Raw genomic sequence first — 18681 nt, 5'->3', positions numbered from 1 at the left:
GGAGGTACATGGATAACTTCCTTTTATCTAGAGATGGAGCTGGAAAAATGGAAAAAATAAATGCGGGTTTAATTATGCTTGCTGAAATGTGCGAAAAGCTTCCACTCTCCGAAAAAAAGGTGGCAAGCTATATATTAGCACATCCTACACAGGCTATAAAAATGACAGCGGTTGAACTAGGAGAGGCTAGTCAAACAAGTAGTGCCGCAGTTATTCGGCTGTGTAAATCGTTAAATATTAGTGGTGTTCAAGAGCTGAAATTGCGCATTGCTGGTGATTTACAACATGCTAAAGTTGAAGATCGAGATATTGAGGCGAATGAAGCGCTGCCATCGATTGTAGAGAAGGTAACGACGCAAAGTAGTGAAATTTTGACACAAACAGCTAATTTAATAAATATTGCTGAATTAGAGCGTGCAATAACGGCTTTATCACAAGCTGATAAAATTATATTTTTTGGAGTGGGTGCATCAGGTATAGCAGCAATGGATGCAGATCAAAAATTTTTACGAATCAATAAAAATAGTAGGGCATTTGTGGATTTGCATTTAGGAGCTACAGCCGTTGTCAATACACAGAAGGGGGATGTGGTAGTAGGTATCTCCTTCTCCGGAGAAACGCATGAAGTGGCTAAAATCCTTGAAATAGCTAGCCAAACACCAGCCACTACAATCAGTTTAACGCGCTATGGTAGTTCACTAGTGTCTAGCCTAGCAGACATTTGTTTATATATCTCTCCCAATGTTGAAGCAACTTTTAGAAGTGGTGCCACTTCCTCACGTCTAGCGCAGTTACTTGTCATTGATATTTTATTTATGGGGATAGTGACGAGTGCCTATGAGCAGACAGTGGATTATTTAGATGAAACACGTTCTGTTATTCAGGGGTTGCATAAAAAAGTGGCTAAAAGAAAAAATAAAATAAAAACATATTAGTGTTAGTATGTTCAGACTGTAGACAAAAGCTATCGAGAAGTTTTCTCTCGATAGCTTTTGACATTTTTATTCTCGGAAATAAAAACGAATTCTGGTTTTAGGTATTTAGTTTAATATTTTTATAGATGTAATATCATTACCCACTTTTTTCTTTTAACTCTTTCTTATAAGCAACAATATTGTATTGATATTTTGGATTAAATGGTTGGTGAGTTAGTCCATTTTGGAAAAAACATATTTTTTAACCTAATTTTAACCTTGTTATTGTAATGTGCTAGGTAAAGCAATATTTTGTAAGGAGGTTTTAAGAATGGAACAATATGTCGGAGAAATTCGATTATTTGCTGGTGATTATGCCCCAGACGGCTGGGCTCTTTGTAATGGTCAACTATTATCTATTTCCGAAAATGAAATACTTTTTTCTTTGATTGGCACAACCTACGGGGGAGATGGTCAATCAACCTTTGCATTACCAAATTTTCAAGGCAGGGTTGTAGTACATCAAGGACAGAATCCAACTACTGGTACTACCTTTGTCAATGGTCAAATGGGAGGGGCGGAAACCGTCACTTTAATCTCTTCACAGCTTCCTGCACATACACATCAGGTAAAAGCTTCTTCTCTTGATGGCACAACCCCTAGTCCAGAAAATGCTGTTTGGGCAAAAAATATACAATATTCGACACAACCACCAAATGGCACAATGAATGCCGCCATTGTTTCAAGTGTGGGAGGAAACGCTTCTCATAACAATGTAATGCCGTTTTTAACAATTAGTTACATTATTGCTCTTTACGGTATGTATCCAACAGAATAGGGGGTATGAAGGATGAGTGAACAATATGTAGGTGAAATACGATTATTTAGCTTTGGGACAGTTCCAAGCGGATGGGCGCGATGTGATGGACAAATATTGCAAATTAATACAAACCAAGCGCTGTATTCAATTTTAGGAGCAACTTATGGTGGTAATGGCTCTACGACATTTGCTTTACCTGATTTAAGGGGAAGAGTCCCAGTTCATGTAAGCAGTAGCATCACACGTGGACAAAAAGCAGGAGAAGAGGTACATGTATTAACAATTAATGATATGCCAACTCATACACATATTGTTAATGGTAGTTCAGAAAGTGCTACGTTGAAAGTGGCTACTGGAAATGTGTGGGGTACATCTGCTAATAATATTTATTCTGTCAATCAACCAAATACTAATATGAACACGCAAGCATTGTCAACATCAGGAAATTCGCAGTCACATCAAAATATGCAGCCATACAGTGTCGCTAATTACTGCATAGCTCTAGTAGGAATTTATCCATCAAGAAATTAGAAAAAAGGGGTGGGCAAAGTGTCAGAAGCATATATAGGAGAAATTAGAATATTTGGCGGTAATTTTGCACCAAAAGACTGGGCTTTGTGCGATGGCCAGATAATAAACATTGCCTCGAATAGTGCACTATACGCTATTTTGGGTAACAGATATGGGGGAGATGGAAAAACAACGTTTGCATTACCAAATTTAAATGGAAGAGCAGCTATTCATCAAGGAACAGGTGTAGGATTAACGCCTAGAATTATAGGCAGTACGGGCGGTGCATCCTCTGTAACACTGTTGGAAAATGAGATTCCTAGCCATAACCATCTAGCAAATTGTAACAATCTTCAACCCCCTAATAATGATCCAACTGGTGCAATATGGACAGATCAGCAAGGGAAAGGCAGCATCCCTGTTTATACACCTCAAGTAAATAAACCAATGAATCTAATGACCGTTAATGCTGTTGGAGGAGGTCAACCACATAATAATATGCAGCCATATTTAGGACTGAACTTTATTATTTGTTTATATGGGGAATGGCCTCCTAAGAGTTAACGATTCATTAAATGAAGGGTGTGAAACCAAGAAGGAGAATATAGAATGGGAAAAAAGATATTAACCATAACCTTGTGTTTGCTGTTAATCGCTTATAGTCAAATGGTAGGAATAGGGTTCGTGTCACCTTTAAAAGTGGAGGCGGCTGCATGCGATTCGCCAGATTTTCCAAGTTGTATACAGGATTTAAGTCAAGCTTCGTGGAAAGATGACACAAATAATGGCTTTGTAGTAAGCGGTATTCCTGGTGATAATGGTATTGATCTATTCACGTATAGCAATGGATCACAATTTCCAGCTGGTTATTATTTTGATGCAGATGAATATTCACCACCAAAATCAATTAGAATTTCTGCTGGGGAAAGCTTTGCAGGCGGGATCTTCGATTTAAAATCAATAAAAATTAATACGATTAATAAACATCTTGAAAACGATGCATTGTCCTTAACAATTCAAGGGTATGATGGGGCAGGAAACCCAAAAGGAAATCCTGTAACTTTTAAGACAGTTGCAAATCATGAGCCTATTTATGATATTCCTATTAATATAGAAGGAATCAACTCATTTGTCATTACTGCGAGTGTAAATTTTATACCTACTGTACAGGCGGGACTATGGGATTTAACGTTTACCCAATTTACGATTGATATCCCAAATAATAATCCGCCAACAATTACAAATGGTGCTATAAATCCTTCAAATATTACTACCTCAGGCGTACAGCTGGACTGGGCTAAAGCATCTGATGATATAACAGCTCAAGAGGATTTAGAATATCAAATCTATCAATCTAGTAGTAACAATATTGATACGGTTAGTACCATAGAATTGAATGGGACACCGTTAGACGGCTATACCAAAGATAGTAACTCCTTTAATGTTACAGGCCTTGCTGCCAATACTACCTATTATTTTAATATCATTGTCAAAGATACCGATGGCAATAAGAGTGCATATACGATGCAGCAGGTAACAACCCTTGCCTTAAATAAACCACCGACATCCAGTAATGGAACCATAGATGTAAACGAGGGTCAAGTGTATACATTTAATAGTACTTCCTTCGCATTTTCTGATGAAGATGCAGGAGATACTTTGCAACAGATTCAAATCTCTACTATCCCAAATAGCGGACAGCTCTTTCTTGATAGCAATAATAATCAGCAATTTGATGGTGGGGAAGCGATTACAAATGGTATGACAATCAGTAAGCCTAATTTAGATGCAGGTAATTTAAAATATATTACAGAAAATGGCTCTTCTTCATCTTTTACATTTAAGGTAAGCGATGGTATTGATTTTAGTACTGTCTATACGATGAGTCTAGTCGTCAATGCACGTCCAGCAGTGACAATTTCAACAAATAAACCTAGTCCAACAAATAGCCTTCCAATTTTTATAGCTATTGTTTTCAGTGGGTCAGTAACAGGCTTTACGGTTGGGGATATAGAGGTTACAAATGGAAATGTGACAGCACTGTCAGGAATTGGTAACACATATACAGCCCTAGTATCACCTATTACAGATGGAGCTGTGAAAATCAAAATTCCTGAAAAGGTTGTTACAACTAGTGGAGGTGCATTAAATAAAGCATCAAATGAATTACAAATATTCTATGATAGTACACCACCTACTGATATTGAGCTCAATAATACTACTGTACAAGAAAAGAAACCTATTGGTACAACTGTTGGAACATTGGCGGCAGTGGATACAGGAAGCTCACAAACATTCACGTATTCATTACAGTCTGGAGATACAAGCTTCTTTACGATTGATGGGAATGTATTAAAGACAAAGGCAATGTTTGCATACGATACGAAAAATAGTTATAAAATTACGATAAGAGTAACTGATGAGGCTGGTAATACGTTGGATAAGGAGTTTACAATCCAGATTACTAAAAATCATGCACCATCAGGTTCTATCATTGTTAACGGTGGACAAATCTCGACAAGTTCTATAAATGTTACCTTAAATTTGACGGCAACAGATTTAGAAGGAGAAGCGATAGAAATGCGCTTTTCGAATGATGGTATTACTTGGTCCAGTTGGGAGTCAAAAATATCTACGAAAAGTTGGATTTTATCCCATGGAGAAGGTAGTAAAACAGTTTATATGCAACTAAGGGATACTGCTGGCAATATATCAAATACATTCTCAGATACAATTGTTCTAGATACAACTCCACCAGTCATAACAGGGGTTACAAATAACGGTGTTTATAACACTGATGTAACGATTAGTTTTAATGAAGGAACTGCTACCCTGAATGGAGCAACCTTTTCAAGTGGAGCCACTGTAAGTACATCTGGAAATTATACTTTGGTAGCAACAGATAGTGCAGGGAATACCACAACCATTACATTTGTGATTGATAAAGCTCTGCCAAAAGCTGTAGAGGTGGAGATCAAATCGAATAATCTGGATCCTACAAAGGCTAAGGTAGGAGATACGATCACCTTAACAATGAAAACAGATAAAAATATACAAGCACCTATAATTACCATTTCGGGGAAAGCTGCTATTGTAACAGGAGCATCCACAAACTGGCAGGCAACATATGTTATAGATAATGGTGATTTAGAGGGAACAGCACCTTTTACAATTAACTTTAAAGATCTGTTAGGTAATTCGGCAATAGAGGTAACGGACGTAACTGATGGAAGCTATGTCATTGTCGATAGCGTAAAGCCAACAGTAAAAAAGGTGACAATGGCTTCAAATAATGCTAACCCAACAGTTGCTAAGGTAGACGATGTAATCACAATCGACTTTGAGACAAGTGAGGACATTCAATCACCGAATGTATCAATCCTAGGACAAACAGCAAATGTCAATGATAAAGGTGATGGGGATGCTAAAACATGGCAAGCAAGCTATACGTTAAAGTCCACAGACTCAGATGGACCTATCAGTTTTACAATTGATTTTCAAGATATAGCAGGGAATGAGGGCTTACAGGTAACAGAGATTTCATCAGGGACAATTGTGATATTTGATAAAATTTCTCCTGAAATAACAACCTATTTCCCAGCGCATCAGGCAATTAATGTACAGCCTGCAGATAATCTTGTATTAACATTTGATGAAAAGGTCTTACCTGTAACTAGTAAAAATATTGTCATAAGAAATGCTGCAGATAACCAAATTGTCGAAACTATTGCTGTTACACAAGCAAATGTTTCTATCACTAATGAAACTGTGACAGTAAATCCTACATTGGATTTAGTCCATAACATCACTTACAGCATTCAAATTGACGCAGGCGCATTTACTGATGTAGCAGGTAATGCGTATAAAGGTATTACTAATAATACTTCCTGGAATTTTACGACTAGTGCACTGCAAACATATACGGTTACGTATGACAGTAACGGGTCTGATGGGGGGATAGTACCAACAGATTCAAAGCAGTATAAAAATCAGGACACTATTACAGTACTGGGCAATACAGGTAATTTAATGAAAGCAGGCTATACATTTGTAGGATGGAATACGAAGGCTGATGGAAAAGGTGTTACTTATAAAATTGGGCAAACGATTCAAATGGGGAAAGGGAATTTGATATTGTATGCTTTGTGGTCTAAAAACAATGTACCAGGAGATGGAGGATCTTCAACGCCTAGTCCTACACCAACACCTGATCCTGTTGCACCAAGTAATCAGCTAAAGATAAATGTTGTAGATCAAAGTATGCCAGATGATGTGCTCCTCCAAACCGTGTTAACACGTGTATTGAGTAACGGTAGCTTTCAAGATACAGTAAACTTTACAGTTGCAAATGCAAACGAGTTTCTTCGGATATTAGGGAATAAGGAAGATAAAAGATCTCGACTTGTGATCCCTAATATGGAACCACCAGCAAGTGAAACAAAGGTGATACTTGATAGAGGTGCTGCTAAACGATTAATAGAGGGCAAATCACATTTTAGTATAGCTATGGGAATGGTCAAAATAGATGTTCCTTTTACTTCAATGAATGATTTCAATGAAGATATTTTCTTCCGAATTGTACCGATTAAGGATGCATTGCGACAAAAAGCTATCGAGGATAGGGCTAAACAAGCTGAAATAGTTTTACAACAGGGTAATGGCGCTAATGTAAAACTCGTTGGTCAGCCAATATCTATCGACACAAATCTACAAAACCGTCAAGTAACATTGCTACTACCATTACCAGTGAATCTCACATCAGCTCAACGAGAAAATATGATGGTCTATGTAGAGCATAGTAATGGAACAGTTGAAATAATACGTGGGCGTTTTGCAGAATTTACGAGAGGACAAACAGGTATAGTCTTTGATGTAGAGCACTTTTCTACATTTTCTCTACTTTATGTAGAACAAGCGCAGGAAGAAGTGCAACCAGAGAAAGAACCAATAGAGGTAGACAGCACATTTGCTTCCTATATTCACGGCTATACAGATGGCACTTTCCGTCCGAATGTAAATGTCACTCGTGCCCAAATGGCAGCAATGTTGGCAAGAAACCTAAGTGACAATCATATACCAGAAGCGTCTAACCTATTTTATGCAGATACAGCTACTTCATGGGCAAAAAACGATATTGAATATATTCGTACAGAAGGAATTATGCAAGGACGTCATGATCGTTCATTCGGGCCGAATGAAATGATTACTAGAGCCCAAATGGCGGTTATTGCTGTGAGATGGATTGATAAACAATGTGTAGAAGGGGCTACAGATACCTCGTATTGCGAAATAAATAAAAGTGGAGAAACATATCGTGATGTGGCGGTCACACATTGGGCAGCAAAAGAAATCAATCGCATAAGTGCGATAGGTATAATGGTTGGCTCAGGCAATGGTGAATTTAGACCTGAAGAAAAACTAACACGTGCACAGGCAGTAAAGGTACTGAATCGAATCTTTAATCGTCCAATACCAACTGAGGACACAGAACAAATCTTCAAGGATATACCTAAAGAGCATTGGGCTTACTTTGAGATTCAAGCCGCGGCAAAATAAGATTAATAGAATAAGCACGCTAGGTGGATAATGCCTAGCGTGCTTTTAATTCGTTTGAAGAAATCAATTAATTTCTTATTTAAATTACCAGATGTAGAAGTTTGAACATAAATTGATTGCCATCAATGGTATATACAGCTGGCTTTCTCTTCCCGAACTCATGGGTTCGAAGCATGCATGCTTTAAAGACGTTCCTCTGTTTGAGGATCAAAGAAATGGATCTTTTCTTCCTTCATAAATAGGAAAACCTTGTCGGATGGATGAAAATTGTTATCAGCCTGTACTCGAGCTATAAAATTCTGATTTACTAAAGAACAATAGAGATAAGTTTCTGCTCCTAGTAATTCTGCAACATTAATCGTTGCAGTGAAAGTGTAAGGGGAAATAACATCAGTCATTTGTAAATCCTCAGGTCGTATACCCATAATAATCTCTTTCCCTAAATAATTTTTTTCCTTTAACAATGGTAAATGCATGGATGGGATAGGGAAGCTTTGCTCGCCTAAAAGGATCTCGGTATCTGTTAGACGACAGTGGAAAAGGTTCATGGATGGTGAGCCAATAAAGCCTGCCACAAACATGTTAAGTGGTGTATTATATACTTCTTTAGGTGTCCCAATTTGTTGTATAAGGCCATCCTTCATCACTACCAGACGGGTAGCCATCGTCATAGCCTCTGTTTGGTCATGTGTGACATAGATCGTTGTCGTTTGAATTCGTTGATGGAGCTTCTGGATTTCTGCTCGCATTTGTACACGTAATTTGGCATCCAAATTAGAAAGAGGCTCATCCATTAAAAATACCTTAGCATCTCTGACAATTGCTCTTCCCAGTGCTACACGCTGACGTTGTCCACCAGATAGAGCTTTTGGTTTTCTTTTTAAATAATCCTCTAATCCTAAAATCTTAGCAGCTTCTTTAACACGACGATCTATTTCCTTTTTATCAACCTTTCGTAGCTTTAAGCTAAATGCCATATTATCATAGACTGTCATATGTGGATATAAAGCATAGCTTTGAAATACCATTGCAATGCTACGATCTTTTGATTCCACATCATTCATGAAAACATCGTCAATGTATAGTTCTCCCTTTGATATATCCTCTAAGCCAGCAATCATACGTAAAGTTGTGGTCTTACCACAGCCAGAAGGGCCTACAAACACAATGAATTCTTTATCATGGATATGCAAATTAAAATCAGTTACGGCCTGGATATTTTTATCGTAAATCTTATAGATATGCTCTAACCGTAATTCCGCCATACATACTGCACCCCTTTACTAGTCATATTTTCATTGTAAATGACTTTAGAATAGAGTGATATGGAAAGCTTGCACAGTGTTGAAGGCATAATTTGTGCAGTTGGTCTTAAAGTGATTCTAAGAAAATAATTGCGAGATAAACTTCTAGCCGATGGGAAAATTGCCGAATATCCTTTTGCGTCATTTGTTGAAATTTTTCTAAGCGATTTTGTAAGGTATTGCGGTGCATATACATTTTTTTAGAGGCTAATGTAATGTTTCCATCGCATTCAATCAATTTCTTAATTGTATGGAGTAATTCTGGCTGAGAAGTGGCTCTTTTTAGGATAGAGGAGATAAAACTTTCTTTCGCTTGATAGGCTAGATGCTGCGTTATATAAGGCACTAAAAGCTCTTGCTGTGTGAGTACATGCTTTGGTGTATAAGTCCAAATGGATGGTAGAAGGTGAACATACCAGTTAAATCGTTCCTTGGTTGTGGTGATGTTGTGTATAATATCAGAAACAAAAATTTTAAAATGAGTCTCTAAGTCTGCCATTATGGGATTAGCATAATGAGTCAAATCTAAAAACTCCTCATTGTAGTCGATACATTCGATTATGACAAATAATTGTGGCTGAAGCGATAGCAGTATAATATCCTTCCCAAGTAAAGCTTCGAAGACTGAACGCAATAATGTAGGTGTTGAAAAGTCTTTATCAAAGTGAAGAAATAACAAACGATGCATAGGAAGATTAGTTGGAGCAATATCTGTTTTATCTGTAAAATAATCAAGCCAAATCATATCATAGTTATCGTATAAAACAGTGGGGCCTGAGAATATTCGCAATAGCTCATATTCATTTTGTGTCATTGTGTGTATGGGAATTTCGTAAAGCTGATTGTCAAAATTAAATACATAATTTCCATCAGTTTTACCTGAGAAGGGGCTTAATAATGGGAAACGTTGCTGTAATTTTTGAAGATCCATGCATGCCACTCCTTATTTAATGTAATAAGGTTAATTTACTATAATTATATGATGAAATGCTTATAGTATTAATATAAAAAAACACGGACATGAGCATGCATGACAATCACACCTAGCTAATGTCCGTGTTATCTATTTAGGCATCTTTTTTAAATAACTTACCTGGCCAGAAAGCATATTTACCTAGTACTGTTGTGATGGCTGGTACAAGTAATGGCCTTACAATAAATGTATCGAGCAATACACCAATGGCTGTCACAACACCAAATTGAACAAGCACTTGAATCGGTAATGTTGCCAGTACCGCAAATGTACCTGCTAGGATGAGTCCAGCAGATGTAATAACGCTTCCTGTTCGGACAACACCTTCTTCTACAGCTGATAAATGGTCAGTGGTTTTACGCTTTTTCCAAATCTCTGAGATCATAAAGATATTATAATCCTCTCCGAGAGCTACTAAGAACACAAAAGCATACAATGGAATAGCTCCAGAAATTGCTTCGGCCCCCATGATATGATGTAAGATTAACCATCCAGCGCCTAATGCTCCAAAATAAGAAATAATAACAGTTGCTAATAGATAAACAGTTGCTGTAATAGAACGTAAATAGACAAATAATAATAATGCGATTAAGGCAATCATGGTTGGCATGATTACTGTTTCATCTCGCTTAGTTATTTGTTGTGTATCATATTGACTAGCTGTTTCTCCACCAAGCCAAACATGTTTTTCAGCGTTGTTGAGACCTTGTGCCTCTAGTATTTTAATAACCTCTTTTTGTAGTTCAGGAATATGAGCTAATGACTCCTGTGCATAAGGGTTGGCATTGAAATTGAGTTCATACAAGTGTATATTCTTATTTTTTTCGCCAATTTGTACATCTGCCACACTATCAATATAAGAGATAGCTTCAAGTTGTTGCTGGATATTAATATCAGTACCTTCTGTGTCTATTACTAATTGAACAGGTGCTAGTTCTCCAGGCGAAAAATTCTCTTCTATTAATGTAAACCCTTCTCTAGACGGCATATCTTTTGGGAAGGATGAAAGCAAATCAAATGTATATTGAATTCGCGGAACAAATGCCGCCAACCCTCCAAGTAAGATTACAGTTACAGCGATAACGACCCAAGGTTTATGGGTAACAAAATGACCAATTTTATGACTAACCTTATGTGAAGGCTTATGCTGTTTCTTGCCCTTTTTATTGGCCATTTCCTCCGTTCGAGGAGTGAAGGGGAAGAACGCTACTCGCCCAATAAGGACAAGAATTGCTGGTAGGACAACAAGTGCTGCGACTCCCATGACAAGCACACCAAAACTAAATGGTACGGCAAAGCGTTGAAATGCGCCATAATGGGCAAGACTAAGGGTCGCTAAACCTATAACTACTGTTAGGGCACTCATTAAAATAGCACCACCCGATTCTTTAACAGCTAGCTTCATTGCGACCGTCTTATCCTCAACATCAAAGAGTATTTCTCTATATTTTGAAATTAAAAATAAACAATAGTCAGTACCTGCACCAAATAGTAAAACAGTCATAATAGAGACTGCCTGTGAATCTTTATCTATCCATCCCTGTTCAGCAAAAAAACCAAGTGTCGGGCTAATCACACCATAGGCAAGCCCTACAACAATTAAAGGAATAATAGCTAGCAATGGAGAACGATAAATAATAATAAGTAATACTAAAACGAGTAATACAGTTGCGATCAATAGCTTCACATCTGCTTGTGAAAATAAACTGACAGCATCAGTGGCAATTCCCACTGGTCCAGAATAGCGCACATGGAGTGCATCGCTTGATAATTTATCATCTAATTGGACTTGATAGCCTTCCATTATTTTTGTCAGCTTATCTAAACTATCCTGTAGCATATCTGTTGCGACACCTTTTTCAAAAAACACAGGTGTAACAATTGTTGAACCATTTTCAGAAGCGGAAGCCATTAAAGCCTGAGGTGGCATTTGATCAAATGGTGGAACCATTGTTTGATGGGCTAAGGGCTTTGCTTGCAGCTCGTTGTATACACCTTGTATAGCCGAAAAATCATCAGGTGTTAAGCCATTTTCACGATGCCACACCAACAATAGAGGTGTTCCAGCATCATTAGGAAATTGCTCTGCAATAATGGATGCAGCTTGCTCAGACATTTCGGTATTAGGTAAGTTTTTGCCTGACTCACTTTCTATACTATTGATTTGTGGCCAAGCAAATGAGAATACAACTACTAATAACACCCAAAAAGCTAGTGCTAATAATCTTCCCTTTTTACTTGCAACCATTGAGCCCCATTGCTCAAGTGGATGTTTTTTCATCAAAAGACCTCCATTTCATGTAAGTGATTTAATTATATATACTAGAAGGTTAATTAATCAATCCATAAATATTAATATGTTATAATATGCGTAAAAAGAATGCTTAATTAAGGAGGCGAACTTGTTGAAACAATCACCGCGTGTTCTCGGGAGACCTCGCCATGATGAAAATGCGAAACCTACAAAAGATATTGTCCTTGAAACGGCCACAAGACTTTTTATTAAAGAGGGCTACAAAAATATTTCAATGGATGATGTAGCAAAGGCTTGTAACGTAACAAAGGCGACTGTCTATTACTACTACCCAACTAAAGGGGATTTATATACATCTGCTTTAATCGCTATGATGGATCGTATCAAGCTATCTATTCTACAAATTTTAGAGCAGCCTAAACCATTTAAAGAACGACTCGAACAGCTCGTTGAGGTTCATTTATCAGCCACTATCGATATTGATATGAAAAATTTTATGAAAGAGGCTACCATTAATTTATCGGAATCGCAGCTGAGACAAGTTCAAGCATCCGAAAATGGTATGTATCAAACAATAGAGCATGCTATGCAAAAAGAGATGGAAAAGGGCACAATTCGAAAAGGAAATGCAAAGTTTTTCGCTCATAACTTTATGGCATTGATGACTGTAGGGTATTTTAAAGATGGGGATGGTAAAACTTTGCTAGGCTCAGTAGATGTGACGGCAAAGGAAGTAACAAATTTCTTCTGGCTTTCTGTTGAAAAACGTTAACACAAAATAGGTTTGTAAAAGGAGTTATCTCATTCATTTGGGATACTTCTTTTTTAGTGATGTAAGTCACAGACAATCAGAGTGATTCTTCATTATAGTGGGGGTGTGGCCTAAAAAGTAGTGGAACATCGTAAATCAAAAGAACCTATAATAGCATAAAAACAGTGTAATGGAGGAATGACAATTATACCAATCCAAGCAATGCTAGAAGAAAAGACAAAACATATTGGTAAATTAGGGAGTATCGCTGGTGCAGATATTTTGAACATTCAATTGCGTGCAGGTGAAAAAATTCCTGAGCATCGTGCGGACAATGAAGTGCTAATTATTGTTCAATTTGGTGAAGTTCGCTTTATTGTTGAAGGTGTGGAAGAAATTTTAACACAAGATACAATTTTAACTTTAAAACCATCTGAAAAGCACAGCTTAGAAGCAGTTACAGACGTTCGTGTTATTGTCATTAAATTAAAATAAAAAAAGCTCCTATATTCTAAAATCTACTTTGTTAGCCAAGAGGGATACATTTCTTTTGACACTAACAAAAAAGATATAGCGTCCTTATTGAATATTACTAGAGAAACCTAAAGCTGTCGTTTATCTGCTTTCCAAAGAGAAGGGGATATAGAGATGACAGGAAAAGGAATTATCAATAAAAATTATGATGCGTTGGAAAATTTATTATAGCAAGACAGTTAATAGTTGATGAAATCAATGAATTTTGAAAAGATTGTCGAAATTGTGATATAGCTCATTGAAATAATGTACAAACAGTCTTATAATGAAGGTTGTAATGTCACCAAGACAAGATAAGGATGGTATTATGATGCGCTTTTTGCGATTTAAAGTAAACATTGTAATAACAAGTCATACGAATCGCTATCCAGCCCTTGTGACTGGTGATTGTGTAAGATATACGCTGTAACGACTGTTAAGTTTTACCTTAATGGTCTTTTTTACATGTAAGCAATAAAAAATAGTACTAGTGATGGCAAAGGAGAGTTCAAAATGTCAGAAACGAATAACCAAACACAGGCTGAACAAGTAACTGTGAGTAAAGAGCAATTAGATGTACTAGATCAATTATTAAAGCCTGAAGTTCAAGAATCACTAACAACTTTAGTTGAGCAATTACCAAAGTTAACTGAAATGATGACATTATTAACGAAATCATATGAGTTTGCTCAAGCTGTTGCAACAGACGAAGTGCTTAAAAACGATACTGTTGGAGCAGTAACAGAAATCGCTGGTCCTGTAGTGGGCTCTGCGAAAAACCTTGCAGCAACTGCAATTGAAGCGAAAGACCGTGCATCTGAAAGCCATGAGGTAATTGGTTTATTCGGTCTTGTGAAAATGTTAAAAGACCCTCAAGTTCAAAATGTTTTCCGTTTTGTTAATGCTTTCTTACAAGTAAGCTCAGAACGCAAAGCCAAATAAGACTCAAGGTAAATTCAATTCGTAAGGACGGAGGATTAATTAATCATGTCAAAAGAAATCGTCATCTTAGGTGCAGGTTACGCTGGCGTTTTAACTGCATTAACAGCACGTAAGTATCTATCAGCTGATGAAGCTAAAATTACTGTAGTAAACCAATTCCCAACACACCAAATTATCACTGAGCTTCACCGTTTAGCTGGTGGTACAATTGCAGAAGGTGCTGTTGCATTACCACTTAAAAAAATCTTTAAAGGTTTAGATATCGACCTACACATTGCGAAAGTATCAAAATTTAATGTAGATACTAAAAAAGTTGATTTAGATAATGGTTATACATTAACTTATGACACACTTGTAGTATCTTTAGGTAGCCAAACTGGATTCTTTGGTATCCCAGGATTAGAAGAAAACTCTATGGTTCTTAAATCAGTAAATGATGCCAATAAAATCAACAAACATATTGAAGACCGCATTAAAGCATATGCACAATCTAAAGATGAAGCAGATGCAACAATCGTTATTGGTGGTGGCGGTTTAACAGGTGTTGAGCTTGTTGGTGAAATCGTGGACAACTTCCCGAAAATCGCTGCAAAACATGGTGTTAATTTTGCTGATCTTAAAATTAAACTTGTTGAAGCTGGTCCAAAAATCTTGCCAGTTCTTCCAGATACACTTATCCAACGCGCTACTGAAAGCTTAACTAAACGTGGCGTAGAATTTATTACAGGTACACCAGTAACAGGTGTTGACGGCAACGTTATTTCTTTAAAAGACCGTGAACCAATTGTTGCAAATACACTTGTTTGGACAGGTGGGGTAGCTCCACTTCCAATCGTAGGCGAATCAGGTCTAGCTGCTGATCGTGGAAAAGCAACTATTAATGAATTCTTACAATCTACGTCTCACGAAGATGTCTTTGTTATTGGTGATGCATCTGTTGCACTACCAGCTGATGGAGGTCGTCCACTATACGCCCCAACAGCACAAGTTGCATGGCAAATGGGTGAATGTGCTGGTTATAATGTATTTGCACAATACAAAAACCAAGACATGAAAGCATTCTCAGCTGTAAACTCTGGCACACTTGCAAGCTTAGGTCGTAAAGATGCTGTTGCTACAATTGGTGCGAGCAACACAGAGCTTAAAGGCCTTCCTGCAACATTAATGAAAGAAGCTTCTAATATTCGTTACTTAACACATATTAAAGCTTTATTTGGTTTAGCCTATTAAAAAACAAAACACTCACTACTATCACGCTATGTCGTTGTTAGTAGTGAGTGTTTGTTTTTTTCTAAAGATGTATATTAATTACTTTAAATCCAGTAAAATAAATACATATTCAATATTCTATTTTCTGAGGTGATGGCTGTGTTAACAATGTTCCAATCAAAAAAAGTAGATATAGAGCAATTTAAGGCTAAAATTGATGAACTGAATGCAAAGCTGGATAAGAAAGATCATGAATTTCAAATTTTTTTAAATGAGTTACATAAGGAAATCATTGAAACTATTGAACAACATAACAAGGTAAATGACCAGCATACTATTTTAGGAGAAATGGTCGCAGATATTGTAGGAGAGTTTAATAAAGTTGAGGATAGCACAATTCACTCCAATAAAATTTCTGAAAATGCCCTAGATAAAGGAAATTTATTAATCTCTTCCTCGGATCAAATGATGACATTATCGGTTGAAAGCAAGCAGGCTGTTCAGGAAGTAGAGCATTTGATTGATGCGTTGGGAGAGCAGTCTCAAAAAACGTCTTTAAGCATGAGTAATTTAAGTGAGCGCTCAAAGCAAATAGCTGAAATTGTAAATGTTATTGGAGAAATATCAAATCAAACCAATTTACTAGCTTTGAATGCATCTATTGAGGCAGCAAGAGCAGGGGAGCATGGTAAAGGCTTTTCGGTTGTTGCCGAGGAAGTTCGCAAATTAGCTGAAAATACGAAAACAAGCACAGAAGATATTGCTAATTTAACAAAGAAAATCGAAGAACAAATTGGACTTGCTTACGAGGATAATAAAAATAACATGCAGCTAGTAACGGAAGGCATTGATAAAAGTGCTAAAACATCAGTAAAAATTGATCAATTACTGCACATTATGACAAATGTTCAAACGGGAATAAATGAGCTATTAGCTTCAATTAAAGATCAGAGGCTATCAAACGAAGATGTTATACATAAATTTAATAGGACGACAGCCTTATTCGATGAAACAAATCGCGTTCTAACAAGCCATATTGATGAATCAGAAATTGTAACAAAAAAATTATTAGAGGCAGTTGATCAAGTAAAGCATTTCCCAACTGAAAGATAGAGATTTTAACTTCATTCTATGGAAATTTAAAAAGCAAGAACCCTGCATAGCAGCAACTTTTCAACTTCTTAGTGACTACTACAGGGTTCATTTAATTATTTCAAGTCGCCAACTTTTTCTTTTAATGCGGCTAATTGATCTGGATAGTTTTTTTCAGTTATTTCATTCCACAATTGTGCATCTTTAATTCCACATCTTTCGGGAATAAAGACTGGGTCAAGCCCCAACTTCTTTTGCTCTTCATAATCTCTTAATGTAGCTATACCTGGCTTTGTTAATAAAATAATAGCAATTAGGTTTAACCATGCAAGTGTACCTACACCGATATCAGCAAGATTCCAAGCAGTTGATGAGGAACGAATCGTTCCAAAAAAGATAGAGATAACTAGTAGTACTTTTACGACAATAGCAATAGTAGCAAAGTTTTTATTGTTTCTAAATAAGTAAGCAACATTACTTTCTGTGTATACCCCAAAAGCAAGCATAGTAGTTATTGCAAAGAAAAATACAGCGATAGCAATAAAAGGACTTCCTAAACCAGGAATGAATGAGTTAATTGCTTCTTGTGCAAATGCAGTACCTGCTTCAACTCCTGGTAGATTCTCAACTAAAAATCCCCCATTAGGATGGGCAATATTGTAACTGCCTGTGGAGATGATCATAATGGCTGTAGCTGTACAAACAAGCAGTGTATCTACATAGACCGAGAATGCTTGGACAAGCCCTTGTTTAGCAGGATGAGATACTTCTGCGGTACCAGCTGCCTGTGCCCCAGTACCTTGACCTGCTTCATTTGAATAAGCCCCTCTTTTTACTCCCCACATAATTGCATTTCCAAAAACAGCACCGAATGCAGCATTTAAATTAAAGGCAGAGCTGAAAATTAAAGCAAATATTGCAGGTACATCTTTTATATTGATCAATAAAATAATGAATGCAAGAAGTATGTAAGCAGTTGCCATAAACGGTACAGCATATTCAGCAACTTTTCCAACCCTTTTAATACCGCCAAAAATAGCAAATCCAAATATTGCAGAAACAATAATACCTGTAATTATTGGTGAAATCCCGAAGGCATTTTTTGTTGAATCAGCAATATTAAAGGCTTGAACACCTGAACCAGTGAAACCAGTTGCTATAATTGTAGCGATAGCAAATAGTATAGCAAATGGCTTATTTTTTAACCCTTTCTCAATATAATATGCTGGCCCTCCACGATACTCTCCAGCGATTTCTTGTTTCCAAACCTGGGCTAACGAGGACTCAATATAGGCAGCACCAGCTCCTAAAAAGGCTATGACCCACATCCAAAAGATAGCCCCTGGTCCTCCAAAATAAATTGCAGTAGCTACACCAGCTATATTCCCAATTCCGACACGTCCACCCAATGCCATTGCAAAGCTTTGAAAAGATGAAACGCCATTTGCCGAAGTTTTTCTATTAAATAATTGTTTAATCATATCTTTGAAGAGACGCAGCTGTGGAAACCTCATAATAAGCGAAAAGTAAACGCCAGCTCCTAAGCAAAGATAAACTAATGCGTTACTCCAGATAATCCCTGCTATTTTACCTGTTAAAGCGGCAAAATCCATATAACAACCTCTTTCTATTTTGTACTTGTCATCTTAGATTATTAGGTAACAATTTAAATGAGAGGATATGAAAGCTATTTTGAATGAAGTTTCTTTTATTTAAAATAAACTTTTAATCAATGTATCAATCATAATAGGCATCTCTTTAAACGCACTATCCACATGCAATCGTTCTGTTTTTTGATGGGCATCCTTTCCAAATGGACCGACATTTAAGACAGGACCTTGTA

At 36.9% G+C, this 18681-nt stretch carries 15 protein-coding genes; 11 read left to right on the top strand and 4 right to left on the bottom strand.

Going from position 1 to position 18681, the window contains the following annotated elements; genetic code table 11:
• Positions 1-47 precede the first annotated feature (47 nt).
• The 5 genes from VK91_RS06635 (at position 48) to VK91_RS06615 (ending at position 7800) form a co-directional block, all read left to right on the top strand.
• A complete protein-coding gene (locus VK91_RS06635) occupies positions 48-935 on the top strand; it encodes a MurR/RpiR family transcriptional regulator (protein ID WP_175400798.1) in 888 nt (295 codons plus the stop codon).
• Positions 936-1245: 310 nt separating this feature from the next.
• Positions 1246-1752: a phage tail protein gene (locus tag VK91_RS06630; RefSeq protein WP_048391873.1), complete on the top strand. Its 507-nt coding sequence runs from the start codon at positions 1246-1248 to the stop codon at positions 1750-1752.
• Positions 1753-1764: 12 nt separating this feature from the next.
• On the top strand, positions 1765-2265 hold the full coding sequence (locus tag VK91_RS06625; protein WP_048391871.1) for a phage tail protein: 501 nt from the start codon (positions 1765-1767) through the stop codon (positions 2263-2265).
• An 18-nt stretch (positions 2266-2283) separates the two neighbouring features.
• Positions 2284-2808, top strand: coding sequence for a phage tail protein (locus VK91_RS06620; RefSeq protein ID WP_048391869.1), 525 nt, complete (start codon positions 2284-2286; stop codon positions 2806-2808).
• 45 nt (positions 2809-2853) lie between these two features.
• A complete protein-coding gene (locus tag VK91_RS06615; RefSeq protein ID WP_048391867.1) occupies positions 2854-7800 on the top strand; it encodes an S-layer homology domain-containing protein in 4947 nt (1648 codons plus the stop codon).
• 182 nt (positions 7801-7982) lie between these two features.
• On the opposite strand, the gene VK91_RS06610 is transcribed toward VK91_RS06615, so the two are convergent.
• From VK91_RS06610 to VK91_RS06600, 3 genes are all read right to left on the bottom strand, one after another.
• A complete protein-coding gene (locus VK91_RS06610; protein ID WP_048391865.1) occupies positions 7983-9065 on the bottom strand; it encodes an ABC transporter ATP-binding protein in 1083 nt (360 codons plus the stop codon).
• Positions 9066-9171: 106 nt separating this feature from the next.
• The gene (locus VK91_RS06605; protein WP_048391863.1) at positions 9172-10035 is read right to left on the bottom strand and encodes a CdaR family transcriptional regulator; all 864 of its coding nucleotides are present in this window, start codon (positions 10033-10035) and stop codon (positions 9172-9174) included.
• A gap of 136 nt (positions 10036-10171) precedes the next feature.
• On the bottom strand, positions 10172-12358 hold the full coding sequence (locus VK91_RS06600) for an MMPL family transporter (protein ID WP_048391861.1): 2187 nt from the start codon (positions 12356-12358) through the stop codon (positions 10172-10174).
• A 124-nt stretch (positions 12359-12482) separates the two neighbouring features.
• Between VK91_RS06600 and VK91_RS06595 the strand changes: the two genes are divergently transcribed.
• From VK91_RS06595 to VK91_RS06575, 6 genes are all read left to right on the top strand, one after another.
• A complete protein-coding gene (locus VK91_RS06595) occupies positions 12483-13103 on the top strand; it encodes a TetR/AcrR family transcriptional regulator (RefSeq protein ID WP_048391860.1) in 621 nt (206 codons plus the stop codon).
• Between the two features lie 177 nt (positions 13104-13280).
• Positions 13281-13577: a cupin domain-containing protein gene (locus VK91_RS06590; RefSeq protein ID WP_048391859.1), complete on the top strand. Its 297-nt coding sequence runs from the start codon at positions 13281-13283 to the stop codon at positions 13575-13577.
• A 316-nt stretch (positions 13578-13893) separates the two neighbouring features.
• The gene (locus tag VK91_RS23190) at positions 13894-14025 is read left to right on the top strand and encodes a hypothetical protein (protein WP_255349861.1); all 132 of its coding nucleotides are present in this window, start codon (positions 13894-13896) and stop codon (positions 14023-14025) included.
• Positions 14026-14108: 83 nt separating this feature from the next.
• On the top strand, positions 14109-14537 hold the full coding sequence (locus VK91_RS06585) for a DUF1641 domain-containing protein (RefSeq protein WP_004227758.1): 429 nt from the start codon (positions 14109-14111) through the stop codon (positions 14535-14537).
• 45 nt (positions 14538-14582) lie between these two features.
• Positions 14583-15767, top strand: coding sequence for an NAD(P)/FAD-dependent oxidoreductase (locus VK91_RS06580; protein ID WP_004227760.1), 1185 nt, complete (start codon positions 14583-14585; stop codon positions 15765-15767).
• Between the two features lie 132 nt (positions 15768-15899).
• Positions 15900-16859, top strand: a complete 960-nt coding sequence (locus tag VK91_RS06575) for a methyl-accepting chemotaxis protein (RefSeq protein ID WP_231595602.1) — start codon at positions 15900-15902, stop codon at positions 16857-16859.
• 95 nt (positions 16860-16954) lie between these two features.
• On the opposite strand, the gene VK91_RS06570 is transcribed toward VK91_RS06575, so the two are convergent.
• Positions 16955-18451: a sodium:alanine symporter family protein gene (locus VK91_RS06570; protein ID WP_048391855.1), complete on the bottom strand. Its 1497-nt coding sequence runs from the start codon at positions 18449-18451 to the stop codon at positions 16955-16957.
• Positions 18452-18681 lie beyond the last annotated feature (230 nt).

Source organism: Lysinibacillus sp. LK3 (assembly GCF_001043675.1).
In the GTDB taxonomy this organism is placed as follows: domain Bacteria; phylum Bacillota; class Bacilli; order Bacillales_A; family Planococcaceae; genus Lysinibacillus; species Lysinibacillus capsici.
This window is presented reverse-complemented; position numbering and strand designations above follow the sequence as displayed.

What these genes read in the sequence shown, in the direction of transcription:
- VK91_RS06635 (WP_175400798.1), top strand. Translation starts at nt 48, where the DNA reads ATGGAAAAAATAAATGCGGGTTTAATTATGCTTGCTGAAATGTGCGAA.
- VK91_RS06630 (WP_048391873.1), top strand. Translation starts at nt 1,246, where the DNA reads ATGGAACAATATGTCGGAGAAATTCGATTATTTGCTGGTGATTATGCC.
- VK91_RS06625 (WP_048391871.1), top strand. Translation starts at nt 1,765, where the DNA reads ATGAGTGAACAATATGTAGGTGAAATACGATTATTTAGCTTTGGGACA.
- VK91_RS06615 (WP_048391867.1), top strand. Translation starts at nt 2,854, where the DNA reads ATGGGAAAAAAGATATTAACCATAACCTTGTGTTTGCTGTTAATCGCT.
- VK91_RS06610 (WP_048391865.1), bottom strand. Translation starts at nt 9,065, where the DNA reads ATGGCGGAATTACGGTTAGAGCATATCTATAAGATTTACGATAAAAAT.
- VK91_RS06605 (WP_048391863.1), bottom strand. Translation starts at nt 10,035, where the DNA reads ATGGATCTTCAAAAATTACAGCAACGTTTCCCATTATTAAGCCCCTTC.
- VK91_RS06600 (WP_048391861.1), bottom strand. Translation starts at nt 12,358, where the DNA reads ATGAAAAAACATCCACTTGAGCAATGGGGCTCAATGGTTGCAAGTAAA.
- VK91_RS06590 (WP_048391859.1), top strand. Translation starts at nt 13,281, where the DNA reads ATGACAATTATACCAATCCAAGCAATGCTAGAAGAAAAGACAAAACAT.
- VK91_RS23190 (WP_255349861.1), top strand. Translation starts at nt 13,894, where the DNA reads ATGTCACCAAGACAAGATAAGGATGGTATTATGATGCGCTTTTTGCGA.
- VK91_RS06585 (WP_004227758.1), top strand. Translation starts at nt 14,109, where the DNA reads ATGTCAGAAACGAATAACCAAACACAGGCTGAACAAGTAACTGTGAGT.
- VK91_RS06580 (WP_004227760.1), top strand. Translation starts at nt 14,583, where the DNA reads ATGTCAAAAGAAATCGTCATCTTAGGTGCAGGTTACGCTGGCGTTTTA.
- VK91_RS06575 (WP_231595602.1), top strand. Translation starts at nt 15,900, where the DNA reads ATGGCTGTGTTAACAATGTTCCAATCAAAAAAAGTAGATATAGAGCAA.
- VK91_RS06570 (WP_048391855.1), bottom strand. Translation starts at nt 18,451, where the DNA reads ATGGATTTTGCCGCTTTAACAGGTAAAATAGCAGGGATTATCTGGAGT.